Origin of the sequence: Actinophytocola glycyrrhizae, assembly GCF_042653545.1 — a bacterium.
Lineage (GTDB): Bacteria > Actinomycetota > Actinomycetes > Mycobacteriales > Pseudonocardiaceae > Actinophytocola > Actinophytocola glycyrrhizae.
Genome location: NZ_JBHSIS010000006.1, coordinates 490,822 through 504,096, shown reverse-complemented (window position 1 = coordinate 504,096; position 13,275 = coordinate 490,822). Strand labels below are relative to the sequence as shown.

General features: G+C 69.5%; 13 protein-coding genes and 1 tRNA gene. 11 read left to right on the top strand and 3 right to left on the bottom strand.

The window, feature by feature from the left end; all coding sequences use genetic code 11:
• The first annotated feature begins 51 nt into the window (after positions 1–51).
• The 3 genes from ACFPCV_RS13135 (at position 52) to ACFPCV_RS13125 (ending at position 4,057) form a co-directional block, all read left to right on the top strand.
• Complete coding sequence (locus tag ACFPCV_RS13135) at positions 52–588, top strand: hypothetical protein (protein WP_378056394.1); 537 nt, start codon at positions 52–54, stop codon at positions 586–588.
• Between the two features lie 106 nt (positions 589–694).
• Positions 695–2,821, top strand: a complete 2,127-nt coding sequence (locus ACFPCV_RS13130) for a bifunctional MFS transporter/dTMP kinase (protein ID WP_378056393.1) — start codon at positions 695–697, stop codon at positions 2,819–2,821.
• Positions 2,822–2,860: 39 nt separating this feature from the next.
• Positions 2,861–4,057, top strand: a complete 1,197-nt coding sequence (locus tag ACFPCV_RS13125; RefSeq protein WP_378056392.1) for a DNA polymerase III subunit delta' — start codon at positions 2,861–2,863, stop codon at positions 4,055–4,057.
• 277 nt (positions 4,058–4,334) lie between these two features.
• Here ACFPCV_RS13125 and ACFPCV_RS13120 read toward each other — a convergent pair whose 3' ends face one another.
• Positions 4,335–6,266, bottom strand: coding sequence for a hypothetical protein (locus tag ACFPCV_RS13120; protein ID WP_378056391.1), 1,932 nt, complete (start codon positions 6,264–6,266; stop codon positions 4,335–4,337).
• Between the two features lie 102 nt (positions 6,267–6,368).
• On the opposite strand from ACFPCV_RS13120, the gene ACFPCV_RS13115 reads away from it, so the two are divergent.
• From ACFPCV_RS13115 to ACFPCV_RS13090, 6 genes are all read left to right on the top strand, one after another.
• Positions 6,369–6,445: transfer RNA gene (locus tag ACFPCV_RS13115), tRNA-Thr, on the top strand.
• 257 nt (positions 6,446–6,702) lie between these two features.
• On the top strand, positions 6,703–6,972 hold the full coding sequence (locus ACFPCV_RS13110; RefSeq protein WP_378056390.1) for a helix-turn-helix domain-containing protein: 270 nt from the start codon (positions 6,703–6,705) through the stop codon (positions 6,970–6,972).
• 58 nt (positions 6,973–7,030) lie between these two features.
• Positions 7,031–8,134, top strand: a complete 1,104-nt coding sequence (locus tag ACFPCV_RS13105; RefSeq protein ID WP_378056389.1) for a hypothetical protein — start codon at positions 7,031–7,033, stop codon at positions 8,132–8,134.
• Positions 8,135–8,205: 71 nt separating this feature from the next.
• Entirely contained in the window at positions 8,206–9,429 is a 1,224-nt protein-coding gene (locus ACFPCV_RS13100) for a hypothetical protein (RefSeq protein ID WP_378056388.1), read from the top strand.
• 48 nt (positions 9,430–9,477) lie between these two features.
• Positions 9,478–10,221: a hypothetical protein gene (locus tag ACFPCV_RS13095; RefSeq protein ID WP_378056387.1), complete on the top strand. Its 744-nt coding sequence runs from the start codon at positions 9,478–9,480 to the stop codon at positions 10,219–10,221.
• A gap of 48 nt (positions 10,222–10,269) precedes the next feature.
• Positions 10,270–10,788, top strand: a complete 519-nt coding sequence (locus ACFPCV_RS13090; protein ID WP_378056386.1) for a gamma carbonic anhydrase family protein — start codon at positions 10,270–10,272, stop codon at positions 10,786–10,788.
• Here ACFPCV_RS13090 and ACFPCV_RS13085 read toward each other — a convergent pair.
• Positions 10,785–11,552: a GNAT family N-acetyltransferase gene (locus ACFPCV_RS13085; protein ID WP_378056385.1), complete on the bottom strand. Its 768-nt coding sequence runs from the start codon at positions 11,550–11,552 to the stop codon at positions 10,785–10,787. The genes ACFPCV_RS13090 and ACFPCV_RS13085 overlap by 4 nt on opposite strands.
• A 42-nt stretch (positions 11,553–11,594) precedes the next feature.
• Positions 11,595–12,362, bottom strand: a complete 768-nt coding sequence (locus tag ACFPCV_RS13080) for a class I SAM-dependent methyltransferase (protein WP_378056384.1) — start codon at positions 12,360–12,362, stop codon at positions 11,595–11,597.
• 74 nt (positions 12,363–12,436) lie between these two features.
• Between ACFPCV_RS13080 and ACFPCV_RS13075 the strand changes: the two genes are divergently transcribed.
• Both ACFPCV_RS13075 and ACFPCV_RS13070 read left to right on the top strand, forming a co-directional pair.
• Positions 12,437–12,862: an uL11 family ribosomal protein gene (locus tag ACFPCV_RS13075; RefSeq protein WP_378056383.1), complete on the top strand. Its 426-nt coding sequence runs from the start codon at positions 12,437–12,439 to the stop codon at positions 12,860–12,862.
• Entirely contained in the window at positions 12,859–13,230 is a 372-nt protein-coding gene (locus tag ACFPCV_RS13070; RefSeq protein ID WP_378056382.1) for a CGNR zinc finger domain-containing protein, read from the top strand. Before ACFPCV_RS13075 ends, ACFPCV_RS13070 begins: the two co-directional genes overlap by 4 nt.
• Positions 13,231–13,275: the final 45 nt, after the last annotated feature.

Genomic DNA, 13,275 nt, shown 5'->3' with positions numbered 1-13,275 from the left:
CTGGTAGTGGATGCGGTACGTCACCGACAGGTAGCTCAGGGAGTGGACGACATGGCGAGCTGGAATCACGACGGCACCCAGGACCCCGGGCCGCCGCCGCTGATGTCCGATCCGCTGTCCGGCCAGGTCACCGGCGGAAAGCACGAGGCGGAGGCGGTGCGGGTACGGGTGGTCGAGCCGTCGATGCCCGACATCGAGCAGGTCCGCGAGGCGATGGCGTCGGTGCTCGACGAGGATTCCGAGCTGATGATGGGGATGCCCGCGGCCGCGACCAGGCCGGCGCCCGCCGGGGACCGGGGTGCGAACGACCCGGACGCCGGGGACGGTGGTGAGGGCGTGGGTGCCGTGGCAGCAGCCCCCGCACCGGCACCGGCACCGCCGCCGCCGACGCCACCGGCGGGGATTCCCGCGGCCACCCTTTCCGCCGGGCGCATCCCCCTTCAGCGCGTGCGGCCCCCTCGCCCGATCAGGCGAGGGACGTTTTCACCCGGAATCGCAGCCATCGGGCTGCTACTCCTCGTGATCGGTGTGCTCGTGATCGTGATGCTGGCGAACCTGATCGACACGATCTCGTCCCTGTTCAGCTGAACCCTCAGCGCTCTCAGCTTGGCCGCGTTACCTTACGCGCGCGGCCGAGTGGGCGGCCGTTCGCGCGTCCCGGTTACTCTGGAGACGCGGGCGGGTTGGAGATGGGGTGGCTGGCATCATCGGGGGCGCGAGCACGGAACCGGACGGTGGCGCCAGGTCGTCGGCCGGGTCGAACGCTTCCATCACGCACCGTGCGCGGAGCGTGCTCGCCATCAGAGGCTTTCGCAGGCTCTGGGGCGTCACCTACCTGTGTAGTGTCGGTGACTGGCTGTCACTGCTTGCGCTGACCAGCCTGGTCACCAAGATGACCAACGGCTACTCGGCGCAGAGCTTCGCGTTCGCCGCCGTCGTCCTCACCCAGCTGCTGCCCGGCCTGCTGTTCGCCCCGCTCGGCGGCCTGCTCGCGGACCGGTTCGACCGCCGCAAGGTCATGATCGTCTGCGACGTGCTGCGCTGCGGGTTGTTCGTGTCGATCGCGGTCGTCGGCGCGCCGCTGTGGCTGTTCGTCGCGAACTTCCTCATCGGCTGCTGCTCGATGATGTGGATCCCGTCGAAGGACGCGGCGGTGCCGAACCTGCTGCGCCGCTCCGACCAGGTCGAGACCGCGGCACAGCTCGGCCTCGTGATGACCTACGGCATCGCCGCCATCACCGGCGCCGGCATGTACGCGATCATCACCGGCATCACCACGAACCTCAACCTCCAGCCGGATCCCGAGGGTCTCGGCATGGCGAAGATCATCGTGGTCGTCATCGGGCTGCTGTACCTGACCAGCGCGATCCTCATCGCGACCCGCATTCCCGAGCTGTCCACCCGCGACACCCCGCTCGCACAGGCACGCAAGGCGGAGAAGAAGGCCGCCCAGGAGTCGGGCGAGAAGCTGGGCTTCGGCGCGATGGTCCGCGACGCGGCCCGGTTCGTGCGCACCACCCCGCTCGTCCGCGGCCTGCTCATCGGCATGATCGGTGCGTTCGCCGCCGCCGGTGCGCTGATCGGGTCGGCGAACCTGTACGCGAGCAGCCTCCGAGGTGGTGCGTCGACGTTCGGCCTGCTGATCGTGGCCATGTTCATCGGCCTCGCCACCGGCATGGCCGGGTCGCCGAAGCTCGCGCGGCGGCTGCCGCACAACCGCCTGTTCGGCATCGCGATCGTGCTGGCGGGCGTCACCCTGACCCTCGTGGCCCTGTCGCCGCACCTGGTCGTCTCGCTGCTCACCGTGGTGATCGTCGGCGCGTGCGCCGGTGCCGCGTTCCTGACCGGCGTGACGATCATCGGCACGCAGGTCGAGGACGCGATCCGCGGTCGCATCAACGCCATCTACCAGTCACTGATGAAGGTCATCCTGGCCGGCACGCTGGCGCTGACGCCGCTGCTGGTCGGCCTTGTGCGGCCGCACCCCATCGAGGTGTGGGGCCGTCCGATGACGATCGACGGCACCCGGCCGGTGCTGCTGGGGGCCGGCCTGCTCGCCGCGCTGGTCGGCGTGATCGCCTACCGGCAGATGGACGACCGCCGCACCGAGCCGATCCTCGCCGACCTGCTGAACGTGATCCGCCGAAAGCCGCGCCGGTCGACCGGGCTGCTGATCGCGGTGGAGGGCGACATCGCGTCCGACACCTCGATGCAGGCCCGCCTGCTCGCCGACTGGCTGGAGCGGCCGGGCGCCAAGGAGGTGCTGCTCGCCACCGACCCCACGCTGGACGACGAGCGGCTGCGGTCGGTGCTGACGGGAGCGCAGCTGGCCGGGGCGCGGGCGCACGCGCTGGTCGCGGCCGCCGTGCGCGCGGACATCGTGGAACGGCAGATCCGGCCCGCGCTCGACCGCGGCGCGCTGGTCGTCATGGAGCGGTTCGTCGACAGCCCGCTCGCGCACCTGTCCGCGGCCGCCGACCTCGACCCGGCCGAGCTGGAGGGCCTCGCCGACTGGGCGACGGCCCGGCTGCGCCCGGACGTCACGATCCTGCTGGACCGCGACCCGAGCACGCTCGACCCGGCGCAGCGGCGGTCCTCGTCGACCGACCACTGGCAGGTGCAGCGGGTGCTGACCGAGATGGCGTCGGCCGACCCGGACCGGTATGTGGTGGTGGACGCCGACGGCAGCCCGGAGGAGGTGGCGGTGCGGGTGCGGATCGCGGTGCAGACCGCACTGACCGGGCGCAGGCTCGGGAGTCTCGTGCCGAGCGATAGCCTCGCTCCGGTGGAGGTCCGGACCACCGAGGTCCGGGCCACGTAATCGGTCGTTCTAGTCGGTCGTTCTAGTCGGAGGTCCGCTGTGGGCACCGTGTGGTCGCAGGTGGTCGGCCAGCCGGAGGCCGTCGAGGTGCTGACGGCGTCGGCGACCATGGCGGCGTCGATCGTGGACGGCACGTTCCAGGGCGGTTCGACGTCGGCGGTGGCCCACGCGTGGCTGTTCACCGGCCCGCCCGGCTCCGGCCGCTCGGTGGCGGCGAGAGCGTTCGCCGCCGCGTTGCAGTGTGAGACGGGCAAGGGCTGCGGCGAGTGCGCAGGCTGCCGGACGACGATGGCTGGCACCCACGCCGACGTGCACGTGGTCGTGCCGGAAGGCCTGTCGATCTCGGTGTCGGAGATGCGGTCGCTGGTCCAGATCGCGGCCCGCCGCCCCACCGGCGCCCGCTGGCAGGTCGTGATCATCACCGACGCCGACCGCCTCACCGAGGGCGCGGCGAACGCGCTGCTGAAGGCCGTGGAGGAGCCGCCGGAGCGCACGGTCTTCCTGCTGGCCGCGCCGTCGGACCACCCGGAGGACGTCCCGGTGACCATCCGGTCGCGGTGCCGCCACCTCGGCCTGCGCACCCCGGCGCCGAAGGCGATCGCGGACGTGCTGGAGTCCCGCGACGGCGTCCCGGCCGACATGGCGCGGTGGGCGGCGTCGGTGTGCGGGGGCCACGTGGGCCGCGCCCGCAGGCTGGCGAGGGACGAGGCGGCCCGCAGCAGGCGCGAGTCGGTGCTGCGGATCCCGCTGAACCTGCGCCGTCTCGCGGACGTCTTCGACTGCGCGGACGTCCTGGTGAAGGCGGCGGAAGCGGACGCGAACCAGGTCAGCGGCACCCGCGACGAGGCAGAGAAGGAAGCGCTGAAGACGGCCATGGGCCACGGCGGCACCGGCAAGGGCGCCGCCTCCGCGACCAGGGGCAGCGCGGGGGCCATCAAGGAGCTGGAGCGCCGCCAGAAGAGCCGGGCCACGAGAACCCAGCGCGACGCGATCGACCTGGCACTGGTCGACCTGGCCGCGTTCTACCGGGACGTGCTGGTCGTGTCGTCCGGCAGCGACGCGACCCTGAACCACCCGGACCGCGAACGCGACGCGCGGCAGGCAGCGGCTTCGTGGCCGCCGGAGTCGACGCTGAGGCGCCTGGAGGCGGTGCTCGCGTGCCGCGAGGCGATGGAGCTGAACGTGAAGCCGAGGATCGCGATAGAGGCGATGCTGACGGCGCTGCATCACGGCTGAGGGTGGCCTCCGGCCCCCGGTTTCCAGCGTACCGGCGACCCCCGACAATCCCGGGGAGTTGTCCACAGGCTGGGGTGCGGCCGACCGTGCAGCGGGTGAGCGGCACCTACTGATCAGCAGGTAAACCCGGGTAGGACGGTGTGGACGGGGCCTGTGGACAACCTCGCCGCCTGTGGACAACTCGCGATCAACCGGCCGCCGCTGTCGTACCCATGCCGTAGCGTGGTTCGAGGGGGCCGGAGGCCAAGCCGACCCCGGCGGGGCCGGCTCAGCCGGGTCACGTGTCGGTCTTGTCGGTCCAGTCCTCGGGTTCGGCGTCGCCCTCGTCAGCTTCCTCGTCAGCCGCCCCGGACGCCTCGGAGTTCGCCTGCGACGACTCACCATCGCCCGTCTCCGCGTCGACGTCCTCGGCCGCCACCGCGGGAGCCTCGCTGTCGTCGTCCGTACCAGCGGGCTCCGCCTGCCCGGTCTCGCCGTCGGCGGCTTCGGTCGACGCGGCGTCGGCAGGCTCCGTCTCGCCGGTCTCCTGGTCGGCGGCTTCGGTGTCCGGCGGCGTTGCCGCCTTCTCGTCAACGTCCGCCGGTCCGCCCGGGACCAGATCCGTCGTGCGTGGGCCACCGTGCACGAGCCGCAGCGAGCGCAGCGTAGGCAGCGCCGCCACCAGGACCACGCCGATCAGCAGCATGGCCGTCCCCGCCCAGAACATCGGGATCGTCTTGTACGCCATCGTCGTGTAGGCCAGCTCCACCGGAGCCCGGCCCTGCGGCTGCGGCGTCGGCGGCGGCGCGGGCTGCTCGGAGGTCCGGCACACCACCCCGCCCGTCGGCGCGTACGCGCGCGCGACCTGCTCACCCAGCGCGACCTGCGCCAGCGCCGAGGGCAGGTTCGGCAGCCCGAGCGCCTGCGTCGGCAGCACCTGCACGTCCAGCATCCGCGCCGTCGCACCGAGCTGGAAACCCTCGAACGGCGTCGTCATCGCCGTGCCGCGCTGGTCGAGCTGCGCGACGCCGAGCCGGATGACACCGAGGTCGAGGCGCTGCAGTGCCTGCGTCGCCTTCTGCCCGTTCGCGAGCAGGTCACCGATGATCGGCAGCGACGGCGCGTCCGGCGCGAGCGGGATGCCCACCGGGATGTCGAACTTCGGGTTGGCCGCGTCGAGCTGGCCCAGCACCTTGCCGCCCTGCTCGACCGCCAGCACCGGTGCGGTGTACTTCACCGTCGACGTCTTCTCGTCACCGGTCGACGTGACCTGCAGCGTCGGCTGGCTGACCACGCGGATCGTCACCTCGAACGGCGTGCCCGCGAGCAGCTTCAGCGCCGCGACCTGCATCGTCGACGTCGACTGCACCGCCTTGTTCGGCGAGCCGGGGATGTCGACCAGCCGCACCGTCGACCGCGCTGACAGCGTGTTCGGCAGGCTGACCAGCGACCCGGCGCCGTCCGCCGTCGGCTTCGCACCGCCGGACAGCGCGCCACCCAGCGTGGACAGCGGGCCGGCGAGCCTCTTGAGCCCGTCGATCACGGCCTGGTCGGCGTTCGCGTCGAGCTCGGGGGCGTCGAACACCCCGGTCAGGTCGGGTGTCGACGGCAGCGTGGGGATCGCGTTGAGCAGCGAGAGGCTGGCGATCTCGGTGGTGGCGTCGGCGATCGTCTCGACACACGGGCCCGTCGTGTCGCTCCACCTGGCGTGCACCTGCCCCTGGAGCGCGCCCGCGCGGACCAGGGTGTCGAGCGGCGTCGGCGGCAGCGTCAGCCCGTTGTGGATGGGCTTCGGGTTGTCCGGCGACGCGGTCTGCGACAGCGCGCCGGGGGCCTGCGGACTGCTGCCCTGGACCGCGAGCCCACCGGGCGCGGCCTGCGCGACCGACCGCTCGAACGACAGGTACGCCTCGGAGTTGACCTGCGCGGACGCGAGCCCGAACCCGAGCTCCGCGGCCGACTGCTTGGGCAGCTTGTCCTCCATGCCGGGCACGATCGCCTTGGTCGGCGTCGAGTTCGGCAGGATCCGCACGATCCCCAGCCCGGTCCCTGAGTCACCCACGACGTGCCACGGCGGCGCCGCCCCGACCTGCGACGACATCCCCGGCGACGCCGGGTTCGCCGGCGTGGGGATCGGCGTGGTGGGCTGAGCCGCGGCGGGCGCGGCGACCAGTCCAAGGACCAGCGCGGCAAGCCCAGCCGCCGTCGCGAGTTGCGCCCCTCCGCGCATCGCCATCCTCCTCGACTCCGACCAGGCCCCGACCAGCACCTACGTAACGACGGAGGTGGTGTGCAGGTGACGCTCCGGCGCCAGTTACACTATGAGCACCTCGCCGCCTTAGCTCAGTCGGCCAGAGCGGCTCACTCGTAATGAGCAGGTCAAGGGTTCGATTCCCTTAGGCGGCTCCAGGCGAACGCAGGTCAGGCCCCGGTCCACGTTGAGTGGACGGGGCCTGACTCGCGTCTGGGTGACCAACTGAGTGACCAGGACGCGTCGGTGCGGAAGATGCGGTTCATGGCCCGGCTCCATCCCCGACGGCCTGACAAAACCTGACCAGTTGTGGTGCTGCCATGTGGGCATGACACAAATCACCGTCACCGAGCGATTTCACTCGGGTACTCTGAGTATGGTTGCGCCATGGCGGTTGACTTGCTGGGGAGGATGCGTGGCCGACGACCACGACAGACCGGTACCGCTCACAAGCATTACTGGTCGGGAGCAGGATGTGCTCATGTTGGTCGCAGAAGGCGCGGCCAATGTCGAAATTGCGGATCGGCTGGTAATCTCGGTACGCACCGTCAAGTTTCACTTGAGTAATCTGCTCCACAAACTCGGTGCGCGCGACCGGGCGCATCTGATCGCCCTGTCTTTTCGAACAGGTTTGTTGACCGCAACTGTACCCAGGGACGGGTCGCTCCGTCGCCGGACCAACTAGCGTTTGACGCGTGTCACCTCGACACGCGAAGAGTTGGTTCCTGGAACGGGGGCAACAAATGCGAAGACTGAGACGGTCGGCCGCCATTGCTGTGGGTGTCGTTGCGGCGATCGGACTGGGGGGCTTTCCCGCGGCTGCTGATCCGGCCGTTCCCGAGCCGGGCGAGGTGCGCATAGCGCGCTTCGACGAGTCGGCACTGAAGAAGGCAGCCCAACCTTTCTCGGCGCTGAAGGCCACCGCTTCGGTGGCACGCGAGCGGGTACGGCAGCACCTCGACGAGGCGGCTCGTAACGGCAGGCTTGTCGATGAAAGTCGCATGATGGTCGCCGAACTTCCCGACCCGCACACGCCAGGTGAGGAGATCACCCTCGTCTGGGACAGCCCGAAGCCGCCAACCGAGGTGCTCTATTCCACCAAGGCGGGTTCGTCCGGCGGTGGCGACCACAGGGCCGCGATCGGTGTGCAGATGGGGGGCGGTGACACCACCGGAATGCCGACGGAGCGGGCCGGTCAGTCCCGCGCGGGTTCCGGCTATTCGGCCGTGTTCGAGATCGACAACATGTATCTCGAGGACAATGGCTGCTCGACAGGCTGGTTCGCGCCAACCTATTACGCCAGCGATTACGATCACAAAATCGTCTCGTGTTACGAGGTCTGGGGAGTGAACAACACCCCGATCTTCACCTACAACCGATGGGCGTTGTGGACGCCGGCTGAGGCGTATTTCCCTCTCATCTTCGTTGAGACCGAGGACATGGAGGTGTCCGCCCGCCCGTGGGCGGGGCACGAGTCGAAGATCCATCAGCTGGCTGACTGGGCGCCTCGGAGTGGTGACACGGTGGGCAGCTGCGACAGCAACCGGAACTTCACGATGGGCGGTTCGTGGGGTGGCTTCACCGGTTCCGTGACGATGCCGATCAACGTGTGCGAAGAGTACTGGCTGAACGTCACCGCGGGACCAGGCAGCCAGAACCGCATGACGATCGACTTCGACGGCGAGCGGGGCGGTCAGATGTACATGGACATCGCGGGCAAGTATGACGCGGTGGACCAGTATGTCCTTCCGTACTGGGCCGACCGCAACTACATGCAGCTCGAAGTGTGCGGTCCGGACTTCATCTGTGAGAACGAAGCCTGGGCGAAGGCGGACAGCGGGTGGTGACAGTTCCTCGGGCGAGGGCTGGGCACAAGGCGCGAGCGCTGCGGCTGGGCCGCAGCGCTCGCGCTGTCCTCGTGATCATCATGTCGTTGGTCGCTACCGGCGTTCTCGCGTGTACGGCGAAGCAGGAGGCGCCATCTCCTTCGCGCGGAGACGGTAACGCGAAAACAAGCGTGACCTGCGAGTCGCAGAAGACCAGAGAGCCGTGTAGTGACATCGTGATGGATGGGCGCACCTGGCGATACGCCTACTTTCCGGCGGCCGGGAACACGGCCGAGACGGTCGTGCTCGACTTCGGCGGCCCGGGGAGCTCTGTTCTTTCAGGTGAAGCAGGGCTCAGCGCTTTCCTGTCGGCGTTCCCGAGCATTGGTCGTCGATACAATGTCATCGCGATCGAGGAGCCGTGGGTCACCGAGCCGCAGTCGCCCGAATGCCGGCAGGCGCAGGCAACCTATTACGCGGCGGTGCGTGCGGTGTCCGCGACGCTCGTCGACGCGGCCACCGGGATGGTGGAGCGGTGCGGGTTGGCGGACAATTCGCAACGATGGGGCTTCGACGCGTCGACCTACCACTCTCTTGTGAAGGCGATCAGTGCTCGGCATCAACTCGCGGTCACCGGCTTCATCGGGCATTCCTGGGGGTCGGTGCGCCTCAGTTACCTTGATGCCGCAACACTGGATTGGGCGATTCTGGTGCGGCCGTTCCCGACCGGCACTGATCGCAACTCGCTGATTGCCGCACGAGCAGAAGCCATGGCTGGTTTGGTGGCGGACATGCAGCCCATCGACGCGGCCGGCGTGCCGGGCAGATCCTTGCCGGTGACGGCATTCGATCACTATTCTGCCGTGGTCGACCTCGGCTACCTGGGAAGCAAGTCCTTCGATGACACGTCGCAAGGCGTCCTCGACGGGACTGACCTGGCGCAGATCGGCCGCTTGTCGGACAGTCTGTGGAAGCGGTTCGGACGTGAATCGCTCTCGCCGGGTGCTCTGGCTCAACTTCAGGAGACGTGCGCCAATATCGGCGGGGTTCCGGGAGTGGTCGACGACATCGGTTCGGTTGCCGACGTGTTGACCGCTATGCAGGTGCCGTGCCAAGCGATTCCGGTTGCGCAGGCGGCGCCGGAGTTCGCCACCTCGACGTGTATAGTCGCGTCGCAGTTGGATACGGTGACTCCTGTCGACCTGGTCCGTTCAACATGGGGTTCCGCCGCTGCGGAACTCCATTTCGTTGAGTCAGCACAGCGCTCGCATTCGTCGTTCGATGGTTTGGAAAAGTGCTTAGCAAAATATGTTTGACCGCACCGGTATCTGAAATCGTACCGGCGATTCTCCCGCGGAGGTGCAGTGCCGTCTGACTACTCGGCCTTGGTTCCGTGGGGATTGGTCACGTTGATCCTGGCCGTGGGCACCGTCCTTTCGGTGCTTGCGACAAGGCGTCTCGAAAGACCTGTGGCATGGTTGTGTGCCGCAGGGTGTTTCCTTCTCCTCGGTGTGCATCTTGTGCGGTTTCTCAGTGCCGCTGATGTCGTCGCTCCGGCGCGGGGACGGGTGTTGGACCAGGTGTTCGGACTCGGGTTGCAGTTCTCGCCGTTCGTCGAAGCCGTGGGTTTGGTACTGGTGATCACCGCTGCTCTTCGGGGGTGGCGGACAGCCGAGAGCCCGATGCCGGTCGAACCTCGTCCCGGACGATCGCGCGGATCGTTTCTCCGGAGCCGTGTTTCCTGTCCGGTCTGGGTGTTCGGGACGGCTGTCGTCCTGGTCGTCGGTGCGCTGGTGACGGTGGCGGCCGTCGTGCCGACCGATGATGCCGTGCCTCGGCTTGTCAGGGGCGCGGTCGTCGAACATGTCGGTGCGGGGTTCAGGTTCGTGGCCGACGACGACCCGGACGATCCGGAGGTGTACTGGCCGAACAGCCGGTTCTGGGTCGATGACCGGGGTGCGCAACGAAACGGGGGCACGCCGACGTGCCTTCGGGCCGACGCCGTGCTGCCGACGCGGGTCGAACTCGCGTTCCTCGACGTCAAGGGTGGCAGGACGCACACCTTTGGCGACTTTCCGTATCTCCTGTCGGTTCGCTGCCTCGACTGAGGTGCCGGATGGACCTGGCGGTGGGGAGGCGCGCGTTACGGTAGCCGGGTGCCACTGTTCTCGTTCGAAGGCAAGTCACCCGTCGTGCACCCGGACGCGTGGATCGCGCCGACCGCCACCCTCGTCGGTGACGTGACGGTCGAGGCTGAGGCGTCCGTCTGGTACGGCGTGGTGATCCGCGCGGACTTCGGCGCGATCGTGATCCGCGCGGGCGCGAACGTGCAGGACAACTCGGTCATCCACGTCGGCACCGGCGTGTGCGAGGTGGGGCCCGGCGCCACCATCGGGCACCTGTGCCTGGTGCACGACTGCACCATCGGCGCGGAAGCGTTGGTCGGCAACGGTTCGACCGTGCTCGACGGTGCCGTGGTCGGCCCCCGCGCGCTGATCGCGGCCGGGTCGACCGTCACGCCCGGAACCGAGGTGCCCGGCGAGACGGTCGCCGTCGGGTCGCCCGCCAAGCGGTTCGTCCCGCTCACGGGCACGGCCAAGGCGTGGGTGGACCACAACCCGGAGATCTACCGCGAGCTGGCGCGCAGGCACCGGGACGGCGTCGAACCCGTTTAGGGCCGGGTGTACGGGACCGTGGTCGTGAGGCGCACGAAGCCGAGTCTCTCCAGGATCGGGCGGCTCGTCGGCAGCGCGTCCGTGCGCAGGTAGCGGTAGCCGCGTCCGGCCGCGAGCTTCGCCCGGTGACTCACCAGCGCGCGGTAGATGCCGCGGCCGCGCCACTCCGGGAGCGTGCCGCCACCCCACAGGCTCGCGAAGTCGGTGCCGACGTGGAAGTCCACCCTGGCCGCGCACACCGCTTCGGCACCGGCGAACGCGAGCACCGGCGCCACCGCACCCGAGGGCATCCGCTCCCGGATGCTGTCGACCACCGGGCCGTGGTCGCCGCCGAACACCCTGTCGTGCAACGCTTTCACCTGCCGTAGACCGTCCTCGTCGGACACCGTGACGACACGGATGCCTTCCGGCGCCGGGATGTCGGGCACGTCGGCGACGTCGGCGACCATCAGCGCCTCCTCCGCGCCCGCCACGAGCCCGGCTTCGAGCAGACGCTCCGGCAGGTCGTCGGGCCGGTCGTAGGCGTAGTACTTCCACTCGAAGGCGCGGTTCAGCTCGGTGAAGTACCGGACCTGCTCGGCGATCACGGTGTCCGCGGTCGACTCGTCCAGATCGGACCACTCGACACCGGACCAGCCGTCCGGTTCGGCGCTCACGCAACGGATGACGGGCCCGACGCGTTCGAACCGCCCGCCGTCCAGGGGCGGCCGGACGACGTTGCGCAGCTGGGCGTCGAAGGCCGCGAGCGCGGCCGCCTGTTCCATGGCGCGTAGTGGAACACCGGCGATCGCACGCGGGCAACCCGGTTACCGGCGGGCGATGACCAGCAGATGTGCCGTGGCACCGAGGAGCGCGGGTTCGCGTTCGGTGCGCTCGAGCAGTTCGAGGAGAAGTGCTCGCTTGTCCGGGTCGGCGAGGCGGCCGGGAAGGTCGGGGATCCACTCCGCCATGCCCTCGACGGGGAGGAGGTCGACGAGCGTGAGGCCTGCGTCCGCCACCTCGGTCTCGAGTTCCTCGGGGCGGTGGAAGTAGCAGGTCGTGAAGCCGAACGGGTGGTGCTGGGTGCCCCGGCGGGTGCCGGAGGCGAGGTCCTCGCGCAGCATCGGGGTGAAACCGGGGACGTCGACCAGGCCGCGCAGCATGCCCTCGAACATCGGCGACCAGCGGCTGATGGCGGCCGCGATGACCAGGTCCTTGCTGACCCGGCCTGCCTCGGTGAGCGCTCGCACGCGCTCCGCGCGGTCGAGGAGGTGGTAGAGCGGGCCGAGCAGCAGCACCGCGTCGCGGCTGGCGTCGGGTTCCGCCAGTGCACGGGCGTCACCCTCGACGGCGTCGATGCCCTTCGCCCTTGCGGTGGCCACGTGCCGCGGCACCGGATCGACCAGCCGGACGCGATGGCCTTCCTCGGCGAGCCAGGTGGCGTGGACCCCGGAGCCGCCGCCGACGTCGAGGACACTCGCGTGCTCCGGCAGGTGGCGCCGCAGCAGGACCCTGGTGCGCAACAGTTCAACGGAGTCGACGAGGCGAGTGTCCTCGCCGCCGCGTTCGTAGTACTCGAGAATGTCGGCGTCCATGCCGGGACGGTAGCCAGGCACGCGGGAAATCGCACTTGAGTTTCACGTAACGTCAATTCCTAGCGTTGCCTGTCATGGCACCGAAGAAGAAACAGACGTTCCAGGTGACGCTGGAGCTGCCCGCGGGCGACGCGCCGATGGTGGACCTCGGCAAGATGCTGGGGCAGACCGGCGTGAACCTGGTGGAGGTCAAGCGTTCCTACGACGCGAGCACGGCCGCGCAGCGCGGCGAGGTGGTGCCGGTCGTGGTCACGGTCTTCGAGGACCGGTCGTTCGAGCTGCGCACGAAGACCCCGCCGACGTCGTTCCTCATCAAGAAAGCGTTGAACGGCAAGGGATCCGCGCGGCCGGGGCACGACGGAGCCGGTGCGCTGACCCGCGACCAGCTGCGCGCGATCGCGGAACGCAAGCTGCCCGACCTGAACACGACCGACCTCGAAGCGGCGATGCGCACCATCGCCGGGACGGCCCGGTCGATGGGGGTGTCCGTAGTGGAATGAGAGTCGTGCCCCCGTTCCGCACGCTCGATCCGGCGCTGTCGGTGGCGGAACGGATGCTGCCGGACCCACGACTGTCCACTGTGGCCGACCTGCTGCCGGACGAGCACGCGGCGGCGGCCAGGTTGAACGAACTGCTGGCCGGGTCGCGGCCACGGTTGCGGGCCTGCGGCGGCGGGTGGCGCGTGGTGTACGTGGCCGCCACCCGCCGCGACACGGACCTGGTCGTCGCGGCGGGCGGCCTCGCGACCCTCGTCGCGGTCGCCGGGTGGCGACGGCTGAAGCACTGCGACACGTGCGGCACCCCGTTCGTCGACCGCACGAACGGCTGCACCCGCCGATGGTGCACCCCGCACCGACCACACGCGTAGTTGTCCACAGGTGCCCCGGTTATCCACAGTTCGGCCCGCGCGCCC

Excerpts from the sequence above, each read along its gene's own strand:
- ACFPCV_RS13080 (WP_378056384.1), bottom strand. The coding sequence starts at position 12,362 with ATGGACGCCGACATTCTCGAGTACTACGAACGCGGCGGCGAGGACACT.
- ACFPCV_RS13075 (WP_378056383.1), top strand. The coding sequence starts at position 12,437 with ATGGCACCGAAGAAGAAACAGACGTTCCAGGTGACGCTGGAGCTGCCC.
- ACFPCV_RS13120 (WP_378056391.1), bottom strand. The coding sequence starts at position 6,266 with ATGCGCGGAGGGGCGCAACTCGCGACGGCGGCTGGGCTTGCCGCGCTG.
- ACFPCV_RS13105 (WP_378056389.1), top strand. The coding sequence starts at position 7,031 with ATGCGAAGACTGAGACGGTCGGCCGCCATTGCTGTGGGTGTCGTTGCG.
- ACFPCV_RS13070 (WP_378056382.1), top strand. The coding sequence starts at position 12,859 with ATGAGAGTCGTGCCCCCGTTCCGCACGCTCGATCCGGCGCTGTCGGTG.
- ACFPCV_RS13085 (WP_378056385.1), bottom strand. The coding sequence starts at position 11,552 with ATGGAACAGGCGGCCGCGCTCGCGGCCTTCGACGCCCAGCTGCGCAAC.
- ACFPCV_RS13135 (WP_378056394.1), top strand. The coding sequence starts at position 52 with ATGGCGAGCTGGAATCACGACGGCACCCAGGACCCCGGGCCGCCGCCG.